This is a genomic window from Paracoccus onubensis (genome assembly GCF_003591515.1).
In the GTDB taxonomy this organism is placed as follows: Bacteria; Pseudomonadota; Alphaproteobacteria; order Rhodobacterales; family Rhodobacteraceae; genus Paracoccus; species Paracoccus onubensis.
Genome location: NZ_QZCG01000001.1, coordinates 379319 through 397138, shown reverse-complemented (window position 1 = coordinate 397138; position 17820 = coordinate 379319). Strand labels below are relative to the sequence as shown.

The 17820-nt window shown below is 62.1% G+C and carries 20 protein-coding genes; 8 read left to right on the top strand and 12 right to left on the bottom strand.

Annotated elements, in window-relative coordinates; genetic code table 11:
* Nucleotides 1-8 precede the first annotated feature (8 nt).
* The 8 genes from D3P04_RS01925 to D3P04_RS01890 all read left to right on the top strand — a co-directional run bounded on the left by D3P04_RS01925 (nucleotide 9) and on the right by D3P04_RS01890 (nucleotide 9028).
* Complete coding sequence (locus tag D3P04_RS01925; RefSeq protein ID WP_119745646.1) at nucleotides 9-2297, top strand: bifunctional salicylyl-CoA 5-hydroxylase/oxidoreductase; 2289 nt, start codon at nucleotides 9-11, stop codon at nucleotides 2295-2297.
* Entirely contained in the window at nucleotides 2294-3049 is a 756-nt protein-coding gene (locus D3P04_RS01920; RefSeq protein WP_119745332.1) for an SDR family NAD(P)-dependent oxidoreductase, read from the top strand. Before D3P04_RS01925 ends, D3P04_RS01920 begins: the two co-directional genes overlap by 4 nt.
* Before the next feature lie 255 nt (nucleotides 3050-3304).
* The gene (locus tag D3P04_RS01915; protein WP_269902615.1) at nucleotides 3305-4135 is read left to right on the top strand and encodes an enoyl-CoA hydratase family protein; all 831 of its coding nucleotides are present in this window, start codon (nucleotides 3305-3307) and stop codon (nucleotides 4133-4135) included.
* Nucleotides 4135-5292: an acyl-CoA dehydrogenase family protein gene (locus tag D3P04_RS01910; RefSeq protein WP_119745328.1), complete on the top strand. Its 1158-nt coding sequence runs from the start codon at nucleotides 4135-4137 to the stop codon at nucleotides 5290-5292. Before D3P04_RS01915 ends, D3P04_RS01910 begins: the two co-directional genes overlap by 1 nt.
* 2 nt (nucleotides 5293-5294) lie before the next feature.
* Nucleotides 5295-6917 (top strand): AMP-binding protein, encoded by a 1623-nt coding sequence (locus D3P04_RS01905; RefSeq protein WP_119745327.1) that lies wholly within the window; start codon nucleotides 5295-5297, stop codon nucleotides 6915-6917.
* Nucleotides 6917-7357 (top strand): acyl-CoA thioesterase, encoded by a 441-nt coding sequence (locus tag D3P04_RS01900; protein ID WP_119745325.1) that lies wholly within the window; start codon nucleotides 6917-6919, stop codon nucleotides 7355-7357. The genes D3P04_RS01905 and D3P04_RS01900 overlap by 1 nt, the downstream gene beginning before the upstream one ends.
* Nucleotides 7358-7756, top strand: a complete 399-nt coding sequence (locus D3P04_RS01895) for a RidA family protein (RefSeq protein ID WP_119745323.1) — start codon at nucleotides 7358-7360, stop codon at nucleotides 7754-7756. It abuts the gene before it with no gap.
* A gap of 30 nt (nucleotides 7757-7786) precedes the next feature.
* Nucleotides 7787-9028, top strand: a complete 1242-nt coding sequence (locus D3P04_RS01890) for a flavin-dependent oxidoreductase (RefSeq protein WP_119745321.1) — start codon at nucleotides 7787-7789, stop codon at nucleotides 9026-9028.
* 251 nt (nucleotides 9029-9279) lie between these two features.
* Here D3P04_RS01890 and D3P04_RS01885 read toward each other — a convergent pair whose 3' ends face one another.
* The 12 genes from D3P04_RS01885 to D3P04_RS01830 all read right to left on the bottom strand — a co-directional run bounded on the left by D3P04_RS01885 (nucleotide 9280) and on the right by D3P04_RS01830 (nucleotide 17781).
* Complete coding sequence (locus tag D3P04_RS01885; RefSeq protein WP_119745319.1) at nucleotides 9280-9714, bottom strand: cupin domain-containing protein; 435 nt, start codon at nucleotides 9712-9714, stop codon at nucleotides 9280-9282.
* Between the two features lie 29 nt (nucleotides 9715-9743).
* Nucleotides 9744-10442 (bottom strand): ABC transporter ATP-binding protein, encoded by a 699-nt coding sequence (locus tag D3P04_RS01880; protein ID WP_220475242.1) that lies wholly within the window; start codon nucleotides 10440-10442, stop codon nucleotides 9744-9746.
* Nucleotides 10439-11203, bottom strand: a complete 765-nt coding sequence (locus D3P04_RS01875) for an ABC transporter ATP-binding protein (protein ID WP_119745317.1) — start codon at nucleotides 11201-11203, stop codon at nucleotides 10439-10441. Before D3P04_RS01875 ends, D3P04_RS01880 begins: the two co-directional genes overlap by 4 nt.
* Entirely contained in the window at nucleotides 11200-12180 is a 981-nt protein-coding gene (locus D3P04_RS01870) for a branched-chain amino acid ABC transporter permease (RefSeq protein WP_119745315.1), read from the bottom strand. Before D3P04_RS01870 ends, D3P04_RS01875 begins: the two co-directional genes overlap by 4 nt.
* A gap of 4 nt (nucleotides 12181-12184) precedes the next feature.
* Nucleotides 12185-13111, bottom strand: a complete 927-nt coding sequence (locus D3P04_RS01865; RefSeq protein ID WP_119745313.1) for a branched-chain amino acid ABC transporter permease — start codon at nucleotides 13109-13111, stop codon at nucleotides 12185-12187.
* Nucleotides 13112-13162: 51 nt separating this feature from the next.
* Entirely contained in the window at nucleotides 13163-14320 is a 1158-nt protein-coding gene (locus D3P04_RS01860) for an ABC transporter substrate-binding protein (protein WP_119745311.1), read from the bottom strand.
* Nucleotides 14321-14631: 311 nt separating this feature from the next.
* Nucleotides 14632-14808 (bottom strand): hypothetical protein, encoded by a 177-nt coding sequence (locus tag D3P04_RS23220; protein ID WP_182912702.1) that lies wholly within the window; start codon nucleotides 14806-14808, stop codon nucleotides 14632-14634.
* Nucleotides 14809-14970: 162 nt separating this feature from the next.
* Nucleotides 14971-15393, bottom strand: coding sequence for a hypothetical protein (locus D3P04_RS01850; protein ID WP_119745307.1), 423 nt, complete (start codon nucleotides 15391-15393; stop codon nucleotides 14971-14973).
* 105 nt (nucleotides 15394-15498) lie between these two features.
* Nucleotides 15499-16137 (bottom strand): trimeric intracellular cation channel family protein, encoded by a 639-nt coding sequence (locus D3P04_RS01845; RefSeq protein ID WP_119745305.1) that lies wholly within the window; start codon nucleotides 16135-16137, stop codon nucleotides 15499-15501.
* On the bottom strand, nucleotides 16134-16583 hold the full coding sequence (rnhA, locus tag D3P04_RS01840) for a ribonuclease HI (protein ID WP_119745303.1): 450 nt from the start codon (nucleotides 16581-16583) through the stop codon (nucleotides 16134-16136). Before rnhA ends, D3P04_RS01845 begins: the two co-directional genes overlap by 4 nt.
* Entirely contained in the window at nucleotides 16580-17182 is a 603-nt protein-coding gene (locus D3P04_RS01835; RefSeq protein ID WP_119745301.1) for a LysE family translocator, read from the bottom strand. The genes rnhA and D3P04_RS01835 overlap by 4 nt, the downstream gene beginning before the upstream one ends.
* Entirely contained in the window at nucleotides 17179-17781 is a 603-nt protein-coding gene (locus tag D3P04_RS01830) for a glutathione S-transferase family protein (protein WP_119745299.1), read from the bottom strand. Before D3P04_RS01830 ends, D3P04_RS01835 begins: the two co-directional genes overlap by 4 nt.
* Nucleotides 17782-17820: the final 39 nt, after the last annotated feature.

Sequence of the window (17820 nt, the reverse complement as noted above, 5' to 3'; positions counted from 1 at the left end):
TCATGGCGATGCGCGTAGCGTGTATAGGCGGCGGCCCGTCCGGGCTTTATTTCGCGATCTCGCTGAAGCTGCGCCAACCCGAATCAGAGGTCGTGGTGATCGAGCGCAACCGCCCCGACGATACATTCGGCTGGGGCGTCGTGCTGTCCGATGAAACGCTGGACAATCTGCATCGGAACGATCCGAAAAGTGCCGCGGAAATTCGCGCTCATTTCGCCTATTGGGACGATATCGCCGTTCATTACCGGGGCGAAAAACTGGTTTCCACCGGGCATGGCTTCTGCGGGATCGGGCGCAAGAAGCTGTTATTGCTGTTGCAGGAACGGGCGCGGGAACTGGGCGTCGAGCTGCGCTTCGAAACCGAGGTCGAAAGCGCCGCAGATTATGCGCGGGATTACGATCTGGTCGTGGCCTGCGACGGCGTGAATTCCCGGATCCGGCAGGAATATGCCGCAGAGTTCAGGCCCGATATCGATCTGCGCGCCTGCAAATTCGTCTGGCTTGGCACCCATCAGAAATTCGACGACGCATTTACCTTTATCTTCGAGGAAACCGACAAGGGCTGGCTTTGGGCCCATGCCTATCAGTTCGACGAGGATACCGCGACCTTCATCGTCGAAACCGATCAGGCGACATGGGACGCCTATGGTTTCGGCGAGATGAGCCAGCATGAAAGCATCGCCGTTTGTGAAAAGGTTTTCCGCAATCATCTGGACGGGCACAGCCTGATGACCAATGCCGGCCATATCCGTGGCTCGGCATGGCTGAACTTCCCGCGCGTGCTTTGCGAGAAATGGCACCATGAGAATATCGTGCTGATGGGCGATGCCTCGGCCAGCGCGCATTTCTCGATCGGATCGGGCACCAAGCTGGCACTGGAAAGCGCGATTGCGCTGGCCGATTACGTGACCTCGCAGCCTGACCTGGAACAGGCGTTCCGGCTGTATCAGGACGAGCGGCGGCTGGAAGTGCTGCGCCTGCAATCGGCTGCCCGCAACTCTCTGGAATGGTTCGAGGATGTGCAGCGCTATCTGAATCTCGACCCGGTGCAGTTCAACTATTCGCTGCTGACCCGGTCGCAGCGGATCAGTCACGAGAATCTGCGCCTGCGCGATTCCGAATGGCTGAAAGGCGCGGAACGCTGGTTCCAGACCCATGCCGGCGGACCGGCAGAGCCGGTGCGGGCGCCGATGTTCGCACCTTTCAAACTGCGCAACATGGCATTGAAAAACCGGATCGTCCTGTCGCCCATGGCGCAATACAAGGCGCAGGACGGCTGCCCGACCGACTGGCATCTTGTGCATCTGGGAGAGCGGGCAAAGGGCGGCGCCGGGCTGATCTTTACCGAGATGACATGTGTCAGCGCCCAAGGCCGGATCACGCCGGGATGCCCGGGCCTCTACGCCCCGGAACATGAAGCAAAATGGCGGCAGATCGTGGATTTCATCCACGAAGAAACCGCAGCGAAGATCTGTTGCCAGATCGGTCATTCCGGCCGCAAGGGCTCCACCCAGCTTGGCTGGCAGAAAATGGACGCGCCGCTTGAGGCGGATAACTGGGAATTACTGTCTGCCTCGGCCATCCCGTGGTCGCCACGCAACCAGACCCCGCGCGAGATGACCCGAGAAGATATGGACCGGATCCGCGACGAATTCGTGGCGGCGACGCAGATGGCGGAACGCGCCGGTTTCGACATGATCGAACTGCATGCCGCGCATGGTTATCTGGTGTCGTCCTTCATCTCGCCGCTGTCCAATATCCGTCAGGACGAATATGGCGGCTCTCTGGAAAACCGGCTGCGCTATCCGCTGGAACTGTTCCGCGCCATGCGTGAGGCGTGGCCCGGGGACAAGCCGATGTCGGTCAGGATATCGGCGAATGACTGGGTCGGCGAGGATGGCGTGACACCGGAGGAGGCAGTAGCCATCGCCCGCGCCTTCCACGACGCCGGAGCCGACATCATCGACGTTTCCGCCGGTCAGACTTCGACGCAGGCAAGGCCCGTCTATGGCCGGATGTTCCAGACGCCGTTCTCGGACCGGATTCGCAATGAAACCGGCATCGCGACCATGGCCGTCGGCAATATTTACGAAGCCGATCACGCCAATTCCATCCTGATGGCCGGACGGGCCGATCTGGTCTGTCTTGCACGACCGCATCTGGCCGATCCCTATTGGACGCTGCACGAGGCAGCCGCCATCGGCGACCGGCACGAGGAATGGCCCCTGCCTTATCAGGCAGGCCGCGATCAGGCATGGCGGCTGGCCGATCGTGAAGCGGAGACGGTGCAGGTATGAGTATTGCGGGCAAGCATGCAGTCATCACCGGCGGCGGTTCGGGCGTAGGCGCCGAAATCGCGCGACAATTCGCGCGGGCGGATGCGCGGGTGACCATTATCGGCCGCCGTCCTGAGCCCCTGCAGGCGATAGCGGCGGAAACCGGAGCCTTTGCCGTCACCGCCGATGTCACCGACCGTGACGCGTTGGAAACAGCTCTGACCGCCGCCCGTGCCGAACATGGCCCCGTCGCCATCGCCATCGCCAATGCGGGTGCCGCGCCAAGCGCCCCGTTCCGCAAGATAACGGTGGCGGATTTCAAAGCCTCGCTAGAGGTCAATCTGGAGGGCGTGTTCAACCTGTGGCAGGCGGCGCATGAGGAGATGAAAACCGCCGGGTGGGGAAGGCTGCTTGCCATTGCCTCGACCGCCGGTCTGAAAGGTTATCCCTATGTCGCGCCCTATTGCGCGGCCAAACATGGTGTCATCGGCCTGACACGGGCGCTTGCGCAGGAACTGGCGCGAACCGGGCTGACGGTCAACGCGATCTGCCCGGGTTTCATGGACACCCCGCTTTTGCAAGCTTCGATCAGGAATATCATGGACAAGACCGGAGCGGATGAGGATGCCGCAAGGAATGCCCTGATCGCCGGAAACCCGCAGAAACGCCTGATCGACGTGGCGGAGGTTGCGGGCACCGCGCTGTGGCTTTGCTCGGAGGCTGCAGCATCGGTGAACGGTCATGCGCTGAGCCTGTCGGGGGGTGAGGTGTGAGCGTGCTAAGGACCTTCAGAGCCGGGCACCCCCAGACCAACGAGAGCCGCGTAGTGCCCGTCCGTCGGGTGGGCGTCAACCGTAGTGGTCGTCACATTATGCCGCGCCCCCGCACGACGCTCGACCCGCAGAAGAACGTTACGAAGGCACCCGCCCGTCAGGCAATTGCGTACACAGCACGACGGGGCGGTCGGGCGCTGCGCGGCGGGCCTGTGGCCCTTGATTCCGCGCAAGGCCCCAGCGGCACGGGCGAATATTCCGCCAAAATCTGCAAAGGAAGCAGCCATGCGCAGTGACGTTCAACATTTCACCTGCCGGATCGAAGACGGCATTGCCCGCATCAATCTCGACCGGCCTGAACGCAAGAACCCGCTGACCTTCGACAGCTATGCCGAATTGCGCGACTGGTTCCGCAACCTGCATTATTCCGACGATGTCCGCGCCGTGGTCTTTACCCCGAATGGCGGCAATTTCAGTTCGGGCGGCGATGTTCATGACATCATCGGCCCGCTGACCGGGATGAGCATGAAGGAATTGCTGCGCTTCACCCGGATGACCGGCGATCTGGTCAAGGCGATGGTGAATTGCGGCAAGCCGGTAATCTCGGCCATCGACGGGATTTGCGCAGGTGCGGGCGCGATCATCGCCATGGCCTCGGATCTGCGGATCGCCACGCCCGAGGCGAAAACCGCATTCCTGTTCACCCGCGTCGGGCTGGCCGGTTGCGACATGGGCGCCTGCGCCATCCTGCCCCGGATCATCGGTCAGGGACGCGCGGCGGAACTGCTTTACACCGGGCGCGCGATGAGCGCCGAGGAAGGCGCGGCATGGGGTTTCTACAACCGGGTGGTCGCTGCTGACACATTGGAAGCCGAGGCGACCGAGATAGCCCGACGTATCGCGGCGGGGCCGAATTTCGCCCATATGATGACCAAGACGATGCTGGCGCAGGAATGGGCGATGTCCATCGAGCAGGCGATAGAGGCCGAGGCGCAGGCGCAGGCGATCTGCATGCAGACCGAGGATTTTACCCGCGCCTACAACGCCTTTGTCGCCAAGGGCAAACCGGTATTCGAGGGGAACTGATGGCGGATCGCAGCTTTCTGGACTGGCCGTTTTTCGAACCGCATCACCGCGATTTCGCCCGCGATCTGGACGATTGGGCAAGCGGCAATCTGACCGGTATCGACCATGCCGATACCGATAGCACCTGCCGAAAGCTGGTCGCGGAACTGGGCCGGGCAGGCTGGCTGAAACATACCGCAAGCCCGGATGGCGCGCCGCTGGATGTGCGCAAACTGGTCTTGTCGCGCGAGATACTGGCACGGCATGACGGGCTCGCGGATTTCTCCTTCGCGATGCAGGGGCTGGGAACCGGAGCGATCTCGCTTTTCGGTACGGCCGAGCAAAAGCAGCAATGGCTGCCCCTGACCTCGACGGGCAAGGCGATATCCGCTTTTGCCCTGACCGAACCGCAATCGGGCTCCGATGTCGCGAATTCAACTATGACAGCCACGCGTGATGGCAACGACTATATTCTGAACGGCGAAAAGACCTGGATTTCCAATGGCGGAATCGCCGATCTTTACACGGTTTTCGCCCGCACCGGCGAAGCACCGGGGGCAAGGGGGCTATCGGCTTTTATCGTCACCCCTGACATGCCCGGCTTCGAGGTGGTCGAGCGGTTGCAGGTCATGGCCCCGCATCCGCTGGCAAGGCTGCGCTTCTCGGATCTGCGCCTGCCCGCCTCGGCCATGATCGGCGCACCGGGTCAGGGGTTCAAACTGGCGATGTCGGTGCTGGACGTCTTCCGCACCACGGTCGCCGCCGCCGCGCTTGGCTTTGCCCGCCGTGCGCTTGACGAGGCAGTGACCCGCGTGACCGAAAGGCAAATCGGGGGCAAGCCGCTTGCCGACATGCAGATGGTACAGGCGCATATCGCCGATATGGCGGTGGATGTGGATGCAAGCGCATTGCTGATCTATCGCGCCGCATGGCTCAAGGATCAGGGTGCGGCACGGGTCAGCCGCGAGGCGGCAATGGCCAAGCTGTTCTCGACCGATCAGGCCCAGCAGGTAATCGACCGCGCCGTGCAGCTGCATGGCGGCGACGGGGTGCGCTGCGGCCAGAAGGTCGAGGCGCTTTACCGCGATATCCGTGCCCTGCGCATCTATGAGGGCGCGTCCGACGTGCAACGGATCATCATTGCGCGGCAGGTTCTGGATCAACTGAGGGGGAGTTGACGATGTCTGGCTATACAGCCCATGTCGATACATTCACGCGGGACAATCTGCCGCCGCCCGAGGCGCAGCCGGATTTCCTGCTGACCGGGTTCGACTATCCCGAAAAGATCAATATCGGCGTGGAACTGACCGACCGCATGGTCGCGCAAGGCTTCGGCGACCATACCGCCCTGATCGGAAACGGTCGCCGCCGCACCTACAAGGAACTTGCGGACTGGACCAACCGGCTGGCCCATGTGCTGGTCGAGGATCTTGGCGTGAAACCGGGCAACCGGGTTCTGGTCCGCTCGGCCAACAACCCGGCCATGGTCGCGGTCTGGCTGGCGGCGACGAAGGCCGGTGCGGTGGTGGTCAATACCATGCCCATGCTGCGGGCGGGCGAACTGGCAAAGATCGTGGACAAGGCACAGGTCACCCACGCGCTTTGCGACACGAGACTGATGGATGAATTGGTAAGCTGCGCGAAGGAATCCGCCTATCTGAAATCCGTGGTCGGCTTTGATGGCACCTCGAACCATGATGCGGAACTCGACCGGCTGGCGCTTGAGAAATCCGTCAGTTTCGATTCCGTCCAGACCTCGCGCGATGATGTGGCGCTGCTGGGATTCACCTCGGGGACGACAGGCAGGCCCAAGGCGACGGTGCATTACCATCGCGACCTGCTGATCATTGCTGACGGCTATGCCAAGGAAATCCTTGGGGTCACGCCTGAAGATATCTTCGTCGGCTCACCTCCGCTTGCCTTTACCTTCGGGCTTGGCGGGCTGGCCGTCTTCCCCCTGCGTTTCGGCGCGACGGCCACGCTTCTGGAAACCGCATCGCCACCCAATATGATCGAGATCATCGAGAAATTCCGCGCCACCGTCTGCTTTACCGCCCCCACGGCTTACCGCGCCATGCTGCGGGCCATGGATGAGGGGGCCGATCTGTCCAGCCTGCGCGCCGCCGTCTCCGCGGGCGAGACCCTGCCGGGACCGGTTTACGAGGAATGGATGGCCAAGACCGGCAAGCCCATGCTGGACGGGATCGGCGCGACCGAGATGCTGCATATCTTCATCTCGAACCGTTTCGACGATCATCGCCCCGCATGTACCGGCCGGCCCGTCAATGGCTACGAGGTAAAGATCATCGACGAAGACGGCGAACCCGTTCCCACCGGAGAACCCGGGCGGCTGGCGGTTCGCGGTCCGACCGGATGCCGTTATCTGGCAGACGACCGGCAGGCGGATTACGTGCGGGACGGCTGGAACATCACCGGCGATACATTCGTGATGGACGAGGACGGCTATCTGCATTTCGCCGCCCGCAGCGATGACATGATCGTTTCCGCAGGCTACAATATCGCGGGACCCGAGGTCGAAGCGGCGCTTTTATCCCATCCCGCCGTGGTGGAATGCGCGGTGGTGGCCGCGCCGGATGACGCGCGCGGCCAGATCGTTCAGGCGCATGTTGTGCTGTCCGAAGGACAGATTGGCGACGAAAATATGGTCAAGCTGCTTCAGGCCCATGTAAAGGCGGAAATCGCGCCCTACAAATATCCCCGCTCGGTCAGATTCGTGACCGCGCTTCCCAAAACGGAATCCGGGAAAATCCAGCGTTTCCGCCTGCGCGACAGGCAGGACTGATGACCCTTCGCACCGATATCACCATTCCCGACCACGCATTCCTGCGGGACGAAAAGATATTGTTCCGGCATTGCGATCCGGCGGGCATCGTCTTCTATCCCCGCTATTTCGAGATGATGAACGATACAGTCGAGGCATTCTTCGATCATATCGGCCATCCGTTCGAACAGCTTCACCACGGCGGCGCTGTTCCGACCGCCCAGCTTGAGGCGCGTTTCACGCATCCATCGCGGCATGGCGACAGGCTGCGCTTTGCGCTGTGGCTGGCGCAGCTGGGCAAGGCAAGCGCGCATTTGCGGATCGTCGCAAGCGCGGGGCAGGAATTGCGGATGATCTTCCGCTCGGTGCTGGTTCTGGTCGACGCGCAGGGCCGCCCTTGCCCGTGGTCCGGTGATCTCCGCCATGCATTCAAGCCATATCTGAAAAATGAGGAAGAATAGATGGGACATCGCTTCATCACCCCCGAAAACTGGGCTGCGCCAAAAGGCTATGCCAATGGCGTATTGACCCGGGACCGGCAGCTTTTCACCGGCGGCCAGATCGGCTGGAACGAGCGGCAGGAATTCGAAAGCAACGATTTCATCGGGCAGATGGAACAGGCGCTGCGCAATGTCATGGCGATCATCGAGGCAGCGGGCGGCCGGGCGCAGGATATCACCCGCCTGACATGGTATGTCACCGACAAGGCCGAATATCTTGCCCGGCAGAAAGAAGTGGGCGAAGTTTATCGCAAGGTTCTGGGACGGCATTTTCCGGCAATGACGATGGTCGTGGTCGCCGCCTTGATCGAGGACGAGGCTCTGATCGAGATCGAGGCGACGGCGGTTCTGGACGACTGACCGTCACGGCCGGACAAAAGGGGGGAACGCATGAAAATACTGATCGCGGGGGGCGGCATAGGTGGCCTGACACTGGCCCTGATGCTGCATGAGCGTGGAATAGATGCGCATATCTTCGAACAATCGCGCGAGATCCGCGAATTGGGGGTCGGCATCAACACCCTGCCCCATGCGATTGCGGAACTGGAACGACTGGGCCTTCTGCCCGCGCTTGACGCGGTGGCGGTGCGTACGCGGCGGCTGATCTACAAGACCGGGCGCGGGCAGGATATCGTGGCGCAGCCGCGCGGGATCTGGGCCGGACTGGATTCTCCGCAATTCTCGATCCATCGCGGCAGGTTGCAAAAGGTCATCCATGACGCGGTTCTGGACCGGCTTGGCCCGGACGCGATCAGCAGCGACCGGCGGCTGGTGTCGTTCGAACAATCCGCCGAAAAGGTCACTGCACACTTCGAATCGCGCGACGGATCGCGCTTCGAGGAAACCGGAGATGTGCTGATCGGGGCCGACGGCATCCATTCGGTGGTGCGCGGCAATTTCTATCCCGATCAGGGGGCGCCGCAATGGAACGGTGTCCTGATGTGGCGCGGCGCCGTCTGGTGGCCGCGTTTCCTTGACGGCGCCTCGATGATCGTGGCGGGCGGGATGCGGCACAAGCTGGTGCTGTACCCGATCACGCATGACCCCGACCGGCCCCATGAGGCATTGACCAACTGGGTTGTCTGTTCCCGGCTGGGAGATGGCTCGGCCCCGATCCCCACGCGCGAGGACTGGTCGCGCAAGGCCCCCGCGGAAGAGGCGCTGCGGATGGCCGAAGGGCATCTGTCTGTTCCCGAGTTGGATATCACGGATCTGATCCGCGCGACCGGTGAAATCTTCGTCTATCCGATGTGCGACCGCGACGCCCTGCCCCGCTGGTCGCATGGGCGGGTTACGCTTCTGGGCGACGCCGCGCATCCGATGTATCCGGTTGGCTCGAACGGCGCGAGCCAGGCGATCCTTGACGCCCGCGATCTGGCCGACCGGCTGGCGCAGGGAGGCGATGTGGTTCAGGCGCTGGAGGCTTATGACGCGAAACGCCGCCCGGCGACGGCGGCGATCGTCGCGGCGAACCGCTCAGGCGGGCCGGAGGGCGTGATCGATTTCGTCGAGAACCGCGCCCCGGACAGGTTTGCCGATATTCACGACATCGCCACCCCGGAAGAGCTTCGCGCCATCGTCGGGGATTACGAAACGCTGGCGGGATTTGCCGCGCCGAAAACGGGCGGCTGAAGAAACGGAAAACCGCGAAGTCCCCTATGGGACGCCGGCTCCGGGGCGACCGGGATTGAGGTTTTCTTCTGCCTCCGGCGATCGCTGGGGGATTTGCATCCCCCAGACCCCCGGCAAGGTATTTGAACAAAGAAGAAATATCGGTGTGCCGGCCGGGGTAGCGGGCGGCGCGCGACAGCGTCCTGTATTGCGGATAAGGGGCCGCGGGAAAACGCCACGGCCACGGTTTTCGTCATCGGGCGGTATTGCGCTCAGCCCGGAGGCGGAAGGAAATCCACGTCATGCTCGGCCGAGATGCGCACCAGTTCCTGCGGATCGGTGACGCCATCCAGCCTGCCGAACAATTCGAAAAGCCTGCCGGTCGGCGCGACCCCGAAGGTGCAGCTTGCCGTCTTGCCCGAGCGGTTGAAGATTCCATGCGCGACGCCTTTGGGCATGAACACGGTATCGCCCGGACCGGCGGGATGTTTTTCATCGCCGAACTCGATTTCAAGGTGACCTTCCAGAACGTAGATCCATTCATCCTGTAACGGATGGATATGCGGCGGCACAAAAGTATCCGCCGGGATGACCGCATGCCAGATGAAGGCGTTTTCAGAACGCAGCTTCGGCGTATAGGTCTGCCCGACAACGGTCCATGCCTTGCCGCCCAAAGCATCGGCGGCCGGGGTTACTCCATGATCCATGCTGTCTTCCTCCTGTTATCAAATACATGTCAAAGATGCAGATGCCGTTCCAGCGTCGCCGCGACATCCGGCCCGGCGGGCACCGTCGAGACGATCTCGCCCTTCTCGATGACGTAATGCCGGTCCGCCAGTTCGGTCAGCGCGTCCAGATTCTTGTCGATCAGCAGGATCGCTTCGCCCTCGGCCTTCAGCTCCGCCAGCCGCTGCCAGATTTCGGCGCGGATCAGAGGCGCAAGCCCCTCGGTCGCCTCGTCGAGGATCAGCAGGCGCGGATTGGTCATCAGGGCGCGGCCGATGGCCAGCATCTGCTGCTCACCACCCGAAAGCTGCGATCCAAGATGGCCGCGCCGCTCGTGTAGTCTCGGGAAGAACCCATAGACCGCGGCAAGATCCCAGCGATTGCGCCCTTCTGGCGTTCTGGAGGTGGCAAGCAGATTCTCTTCCACCGAAAGGGTCGGGAAGACCTGCCGTCCTTCGGGGACAAGCCCTAACCCGGCACGGCCGATGCGATATGGCGGTTGTCCGGCAAGATCTTGTCCGGCGACGCGGATTTCCCCCTGCCACGGTCGCAGCAATCCCATGATCGTGCGAACCGTCGTGGTCTTGCCCATGCCGTTGCGGCCCAGAAGCGTGACGACCTCGCCCTGACCGATATCCAGATCGACGCCGAACAGAACCTGAGCCGCGCCATAGCCTGCGGTGACCCCTTTCAGCGACAACAGACTCATGCCGTACCCTCCGGATGGTCATCGCCCAGATAGGCGGCCCGCGCTTTGGGATCGGCCCGAACCTCATCCGGCGTGCCTGTCGCAACGATTGCCCCTGCCACCAGCACCGAGACCCGGTCGGCAAGCTGGAACACCGCTTCCATGTCATGCTCGATCAGCAGGATGGGATATTCAGCCTTCAATGCCAGCAGCACCTGCGTCAGACTGGCGCTTTCTGCCCGGCCCATACCGGCCAGCGGCTCGTCGAGCAAAAGCGCATGGGGGCGGCCCGCAATGGCGATGGCAAGCTCCAGCAGGCGCTTTTCGCCGTAAGACAGCGTACCCGCCACCATGTCCGCCTTTCCCGCCAATCCGATCCGCGCCAGTGCCGAGATCGCGGCTTCGTTCAACAGTCGCTCATCCGCGACGCGGCCAAGGAAGCGGAAACTGGACCCGGCCCGGACCTGCGCGGCAAGCGCGACATTCTCCAGCACCGTGAATTCGGGCAGGATCGAGGTGATCTGGAACGAGCGGCCCAGCCCTGCCAGCGCGCGCTCAGACTGGCTGAGCCGGGTCACGTCCTGCCCCATGAAGACGATGCTTCCCGCATCCGGTTGCAGCATTCCCGACAGTTGATGGATCAGCGTCGATTTTCCCGCGCCATTCGGGCCGATCAATGCGTGACACTCACCCCGGCGCAGTTCCAGATGAATGTCATCGGTCACGACAAGCGCGCCAAAAGCCTTGCGCAAACCGGATAATTGCAGGATCGCCTCGCTCATTGCGGCCCCCTCATCCGGTCAAGCAGCCCCGCCAACCCGCCGCGCGCATAAAGCGCGATCAGCACCAGGAACGGGCCGAAGATCAGGCGCCAGTCATTGGTGATGGCGGAAAGGCTTTCCTCGATCAGGATGAAGCATAGCGCCCCGATCAATGCGCCGTTGCGACTGGCCATCCCGCCAAGGATCACCATGACGATCAGATCGCCCGAGCTTTGCCATGCCGACAGTGACGGGCTGACGAATGCGAATTGCACCGCCCACATGACCCCCGCCACCGAGGCGATAATTCCGGCGATGCAATAGGCCGCCAACTGATAGCGGCGCACCGGATAGCCCATCGAGGCCACGCGGACGGGGTTTTGCCGCGCCGCGCGCAGTACTCTGCCAAAGCGCGAGCCGGTGATCCGGTGAACCAATGCCCATGTCCCGATCAGCAACAGCAGGACCGTGACATATACGCCGATATCCGAGGCCAGCCATTTGCCGCCCAGAAAACCCGGCGCCGCCCACAGGGTCAGCCCGTCATCCGCCCCGTATTGCGCCAGCGAACCAAGCGCGAAATAGACCATCTGGCCGAAAGCCAGTGTGATCATGATAAAGGAAACGCCCGAGGTCCGCAGGCTGATTGCGCCGCTGACAAGGGCAAAGCCTCCCGCCACGGCCATGGCAACCGGCAGGATCAGTGCGATCTCGTCCACGCCCTCGGTGATCATGATCCCGCAGGTATAGGCTCCGATCGCGATAAAGGCGCTGTGCCCGAAGCTGACCAGCCCGCCATGCCCGATCAGCAGATCAAGGGATATGGCAGCGATCGCCAGCAGCATCGCCCGCACCGCAAGCGAGGTCAGCCAGCCGCCGCCATAGAACGTGGCAAGAAGCGGGATCAGGGCAAGCGCCGCGAAAAGGACGAGTGTCACGATCAGCGGCATCGCGGTTGCGCTTGCCGCCCTGGAATCCGGCTTTGTCTGCTCGCTCATCCCGTCACCTCGCGGCTTTCGGAGCGAAAAGCCCCTGTGGCCGCCAGAACAGCACCAGCGCCATCAACACATAGATCAGCATCGAGGAAATGGCCGGGCCGACCTGATTGGCCGCCGAGGGGTTCATGATCAGCCGCAACCCGTCGATCACCAGCATCCGTCCCAGCGTATCCACCAGCCCGACCAGCAGCGCGGCGACGAACGCGCCCCGGATCGAGCCCGCGCCGCCGATGATGATCACGACGAAAGCCACGATCAGAAGATTGTCTCCCATGCCCGGCTCGACCGCGAAGATCGGCGCGGCCATCACTCCGGCGAACCCCGCCAGCATCGCGCCGAAACCGAAGACGCATAGGAACAGCCGCCGGACATCCACGCCCAGCGCGGATACCATGTCGGGCGTCGTCGCGCCTGCGCGGATCAGCATCCCGATGCGCGTGCGCGTGATCACCAGCCACAGGCCAAGCGCCACAAGCAGCCCCGCCACAATCACCGCCAGCTTATAGGCGGGGTAAAGCAGCCCATCGACCAGCTTGAACGAGAAATTCAGGAATTCCGGAGGCGGAACACTCAGCGTCGCCGGCCCGAACAGCATTTTCATGAGTTCGTTGAGAAACAGGATTACCCCGAATGTCGCCAGCACCTGACTAAGATGATCGCGGTCGTAAAGATGCCGGAACACAAGGAATTCCAGCAGCAGCCCCAGCAACAGCGCAAGCGGCAGCGCCAGAACCAGCGCGGCGACGAAATTGCCGGTCAGCCCGTAAAGGAACACCGCCAGATAGGCGCCTAGCATGTATTGCACGCCATGGGCGAGATTGATGAAACCCATGACCCCGAAAACCAGCGTCAGCCCGGCGGCAATCAGGAACAGGATCACGCCAAGCTGTAGCCCGTTCAGAATCTGGAGGATGAGCAGCGTCAACGACATCAGGATTCTATCCGCAAATCGGCGGAACCGCAGCCGGTCCCGCCAGAAAGCTTACATGCTGCATTCTTCAGCCAGATTGTCGGCATAATCCTTGATCACCAACTCGCCCATCGCCGTGGCCCATTGGCCGTCTTCGCGCTTGGCGACCGATAGCTGATAGAAATCCTGCACCGGATAATGATTGCTGTTGAAGCTGAAATCGCCGCGCAACGAGGTGAAATCCGCCGCTTCAAGCGCAGCCTGTACCGCGGCCTTGTCGCTCAGATCGCCCTCTACGGCACTGACGGCGCTGTCGATCAGCATGGCCGCGTCATAAGCCTGCATGGCATAGCCGCCCGGGACATATCCGTATTTCTCCTGGAAGGCGGCGACAAAGGCCTTGCTGGCCTCGCCCTCGAAATCCGGCGCCCAGTTTCCTGCGCCGATAAAGCCCTCTGCCGCCTCTTTCTGCGCCGGAAGGGTGGTTTCATCCGTGGTGAAAACCGACATGAACTGAACCTTGTCGGCAAGCCCGCTGTCGCGGAACTGCCCGACGAGACGCACGCCCATCCCGCCCGGAGCAAAGGCAAAGACCGCATCGGCCCCGGATGTCGCGATCCGGGCGATCTCGGCGGAATAGTCCTGACTGTTTAGCGGAACATAGGTTTCATCAACGATCTCGCCCTCGTAATGGACCCGGAACCCTTCCAGATTATCCCGTCCGGCCTGATAATTGGGCGCAAGCATGAATACTTTTTCAAAGCCTGCCTCCTGCGCGTATTTGCCCATCACCTCGGCATTCTGGTTGTTCAGATAGGAGGTCACGAAGAAATAAGGATTGCAGGCATTCCCCGCGAAAGTCGAAGGCCCGGCATTCGGACTGATCAGAAAGGTTTCGGATTCGACCACGGGGCGGAAAATCGCCTGCAACATGTTCGAGAAAACCGTGCCGACGACAAAATCGACCTGCTCCTGCTCGACCAGAGAGGTTGCGGCGGACAGCGCCACCTCGGGTTTCAGCCCGTCATCCTCGACGATCAGCTCGGCCTCCTCGCCGCCCAGTTTGCCGTCAAGATCCTCCAGAGCAAGCTTGAACCCGTCCACTGCCTGCTGGCCAAGCGCCGCAGGCGGCCCCGACAGGGTCACGATCATCCCCACCTTGATCTCGGCAGCGGCAGAACCGCCAATGCCGATTACGCCCGCCGCAACCGCTGCTCCGAGTTTTTTCATAATTTTTCTCCCTGTTGCCTGACCGAAATGCCTTCCGGCATGCGGATCCGCATGGCCAGAGCGCCTTGCAGCCAGATATGCCTGTCGTGATACCGCAGACCATTTTAGAATCATAGCTTGGGAGAATAGTGGTGGAAAACGGATTTTGCTTCAAGTTTAAAATTTTAATGTCAAAAAGAAATTGCGCCCTCGAAAAGCGGTCGCGACAATGCTTCCAGCGGTGAGATATGCGGCTGTAACACGACAGGACGCGGCCTGCCGGTAACAGGGAAGGTTACTACGGGCGGCTCGTCCTTTTTGACAACGCTCTGTTATCTGACACGCACCGCACCGCTGCCGCCGATAGCAGCGCCGGCGACGGCTCCAACCGGCCCGGCGACGACCGCACCCGTCGCGGCGCCGGTGGTGGCGCGGGTCGCGGTATTGGGTCCGCAGGCGGTGACCGCCAGCGTCAGGCCGCAAAACAGGATAGCGGTCAGTTTCTGCATGATCATACCCTTTTCTCGGGAAGGTTTCACAAATTGAAACGTTCCGGTTCAGTTATGGTTCCACGTGACGTCACCCGGAAACCCGGGCCTTGACGCAAAAAACAAGACCGGCGCAGGAGGGATCAGGGACAGCCAGCCGGGACAATCGCCGTAACGCGGAAATTACCGCGAAAAAGCGTCAATCAGGTTCAGAACCGCCAGAACTTTCCGGGTTCCGCTGTCCACGCGATAAATCTGGTTGTCATTGCGGTAGTAATTCCAGCCATCGCGCCGTTCGAGACCATAGCGATCATAATCGTTGATCCGGACATAATCGGCGATTCGCAGGATGTCACCGATACCGGTTCCATAGCGGACCGCGTGTTTCCGCACCTGCCCCGGAGGCACGCAGGCCGGATATTTTTTCGCAAGCCCCGGAGGACAGTTCGAACCGTATCGGACATGCCCGCGATGTTTCGCCTGCGGTTCGCGATGCTTATGCGCATGCTTGTGGCCCTTGCCCTTCCCCGGATCCGCGACAGCCGGCGTCACGCCGGCCACCGCAACCGCCATAGCGGCGGCAAGCAGCATCGAGATGGTCTTCATGTCAAACACTCCTGCAGGATATTCCCGGAGATTCATTACCCGAACACGCCTTTTGGTTGCATCACATTTTCACTTTGGGTGAAAAAATGTTGATCCGGCAATCACTCAACCCGGCCCTCTTGGCGGGCGAGGCCGGTAAACGGGCAGTTTCCACCCCCATATCAGACTGCCGGCGCGCAGAATCCAGACCACCGCCGCACAGGCGATCAAAGCTTCGCCCTGCCGAAACCCGAACCAGTTCAGCAAGGCAGCCGTAAATGTTCCACCAAAAGCCGCAGTCAGATAAAGCTGCCCCTGCTTCAGCACCAGAGGAACCTCGTTCCCGACGACATCGCGCATCAGCCCGCCGAATGTGCCGGTCACGATCCCCATGATCACGACGATCACCGGGCCCGCGCCACTTTCCATGGCCACCCCCGCCCCGGCTGCAGCCGCGACCGCCAAAGCGACGCTGTCCAGCCAGACCAGCAGCCGATAACGGCTTTCGATGAGATGCGCGGTCCAGAATACCAGCAGGGCAGCCGCAGCAGCCATCAGCACATAAGAGGGATGTTCGATCCAGAACACCGCCTCGCGCCCCAATATCAGATCCCGCAAAGTACCGCCGCCCACCGCGGTCAGTGCCGCCATGAAGATGAACCCCACCGGATCAAGCTGCGCGCGGCTGGCGACAAGCGCCCCGGTCAGGGCGAATATCAGGACCGCCCCGTAATCCAGCGCCACCAGCAGCGCCTCGAAACTCATTTGAACGGCTCCATCCCGGCGCGGGCAAGCTCATCCGCGCGCTCGTTCTCGGCATGGCCCGCATGGCCCTTGATCCATTGCCACTCGACCCGGTGCCGCGCCTGCGCCTCGTCCAGCCGCCGCCACAATTCCTCGTTCTTCACCGGCTTCCTGCCCGCGGTGCGCCAGCCATTCCGCTTCCAGCCATGCAACCATTGGGTGACGCCGTTCTTCACATAGGCGCTGTCGGTGATCACGGTGATCTCGCTTGGCCGGGTCAGCGCCTCAAGCGCCGAGATCGCCGCCATCAGTTCCATGCGATTATTGGTGGTCGCGGCCTCGCCGCCCTGCAATTCCCGCTGCTTGACGATCCTGTCGCCCTCCATCGCCCGCAACAATACGCCCCAGCCTCCGGGACCGGGATTGCCGCTGCAAGCCCCGTCGGTCCATGCGAAAAGTGTCGTCACGCCCGGCTCACCGCCAGTTTCAGCCCCAGCAAAGCGAATGACGCCGCGAAGACCCGCCGCAGCCACCGCATCGCGGATTCCGAGGCCAGCACCGCATCCCGGCCACTCGCGGCAAGGGCAGCATAAAGCACGAAGACGCCAAAGGTCATTCCGGTAAATCCCAGGCCCAGTTCGAACAGCGCGCCGATCCCGGCATTGGCGGGCAGGAATTGCGGCAGAAACGCCATGAAGAACATCGGCAGCTTGGGATTCAGCAGGTTCAGCACGATCCCGCGCCAGATCAGCTGTCGCGGAGGAACCTGCGCCGCCGCATGGAACCGCAAGCCCCCTTCGCCCTTCAATGCGCCCCATGCCATCCAGAGCAGATAGGCGACACCCGCGAATTTCACCGCTTGGAACAGCACGGCACTGGCATGCAGCAATGCCGCCAGCCCGGCCATGGCCACCAGCATGTGAATGACGGTCGCAATGGTGCAGCCAAGCGCGGCCCAAAGCCCCGCACGCATCCCCCCGCCCAGCGTCGAGGACAGCGTATAGATCACCCCAAGCCCCGGCACGGCGCAGACGATGAACGCCGTCAGCAGATATTCGAAACTCATTCGCTCAGCTCCTTATACCCGGGCAGCGCTTCGATCCTGCGCAGCCATGCGCCGATTGCCGGGAACCGCTCCATCCCGAAACCGCCGCGTGTTCCGGCGGAATGGGTATAGGCGTAAAGACAGATATCCGCCAGACTCGGCCCGCCCGTCAGCCAGTCATCCCCGGCCAGATGCTCTTCCATGACCTGCAGCAGCGCATGACCCCGGTGCAGCAGATCATCCAGCCTCGCGGGCGTCGCCTCTGCGGCACGGTGCGGATAGTTCAGAAGCGCCTGGCGCACCGCAATGACCGGCTCATGATTATATTGCTCCCAGAACATCCAGCCCAGCATCTGCGCCCGCAGAGCCGGATCACCGGGCACGAAATCCGTCCCCTCCCCCAGATACCACAGGATCGCACCGGATTCGGCCAGCTTGCGCCCGTCATCCAGTTCCAGCACCGGCACCTTGCCGAAGGGAAGAGCACCCCCGGCCCTGGCCTGCGCCAACGCCACGGATCCGTCCTCGCAATCGATCACCTCGACCCGCCGCCCGATCAGAGACAGCAAAAGCCTGATCTTGTAGCTGTTCCCCGAAGAAGGCATCGAATAAAGCCGCATTTCCCTACCTTCTTCTTTGCCCAAATATCTCGGGGTGAA

Bases quoted from the DNA above. Each gene is read 5' to 3' on its own strand.
- D3P04_RS01920 (WP_119745332.1), top strand. From the start codon at position 2,294: ATGAGTATTGCGGGCAAGCATGCAGTCATCACCGGCGGCGGTTCGGGC.
- D3P04_RS01870 (WP_119745315.1), bottom strand. From the start codon at position 12,180: ATGAGCGAGCAGACAAAGCCGGATTCCAGGGCGGCAAGCGCAACCGCG.
- D3P04_RS01845 (WP_119745305.1), bottom strand. From the start codon at position 16,137: ATGAGTTTCGAGGCGCTGCTGGTGGCGCTGGATTACGGGGCGGTCCTG.
- D3P04_RS01905 (WP_119745327.1), top strand. From the start codon at position 5,295: ATGTCTGGCTATACAGCCCATGTCGATACATTCACGCGGGACAATCTG.
- D3P04_RS01835 (WP_119745301.1), bottom strand. From the start codon at position 17,182: ATGAGTTTCGAATATCTGCTGACGGCGTTCATCGTCTGCGCCGTGCCG.
- D3P04_RS01875 (WP_119745317.1), bottom strand. From the start codon at position 11,203: ATGAGCGAGGCGATCCTGCAATTATCCGGTTTGCGCAAGGCTTTTGGC.
- D3P04_RS01850 (WP_119745307.1), bottom strand. From the start codon at position 15,393: ATGAAGACCATCTCGATGCTGCTTGCCGCCGCTATGGCGGTTGCGGTG.
- D3P04_RS01885 (WP_119745319.1), bottom strand. From the start codon at position 9,714: ATGGATCATGGAGTAACCCCGGCCGCCGATGCTTTGGGCGGCAAGGCA.
- D3P04_RS01890 (WP_119745321.1), top strand. From the start codon at position 7,787: ATGAAAATACTGATCGCGGGGGGCGGCATAGGTGGCCTGACACTGGCC.
- D3P04_RS01900 (WP_119745325.1), top strand. From the start codon at position 6,917: ATGACCCTTCGCACCGATATCACCATTCCCGACCACGCATTCCTGCGG.
- D3P04_RS23220 (WP_182912702.1), bottom strand. From the start codon at position 14,808: ATGCAGAAACTGACCGCTATCCTGTTTTGCGGCCTGACGCTGGCGGTC.
- D3P04_RS01860 (WP_119745311.1), bottom strand. From the start codon at position 14,320: ATGAAAAAACTCGGAGCAGCGGTTGCGGCGGGCGTAATCGGCATTGGC.
- D3P04_RS01880 (WP_220475242.1), bottom strand. From the start codon at position 10,442: ATGAGTCTGTTGTCGCTGAAAGGGGTCACCGCAGGCTATGGCGCGGCT.
- D3P04_RS01910 (WP_119745328.1), top strand. From the start codon at position 4,135: ATGGCGGATCGCAGCTTTCTGGACTGGCCGTTTTTCGAACCGCATCAC.
- D3P04_RS01865 (WP_119745313.1), bottom strand. From the start codon at position 13,111: ATGTCGTTGACGCTGCTCATCCTCCAGATTCTGAACGGGCTACAGCTT.
- D3P04_RS01925 (WP_119745646.1), top strand. From the start codon at position 9: ATGCGCGTAGCGTGTATAGGCGGCGGCCCGTCCGGGCTTTATTTCGCG.
- D3P04_RS01895 (WP_119745323.1), top strand. From the start codon at position 7,358: ATGGGACATCGCTTCATCACCCCCGAAAACTGGGCTGCGCCAAAAGGC.
- D3P04_RS01830 (WP_119745299.1), bottom strand. From the start codon at position 17,781: ATGCGGCTTTATTCGATGCCTTCTTCGGGGAACAGCTACAAGATCAGG.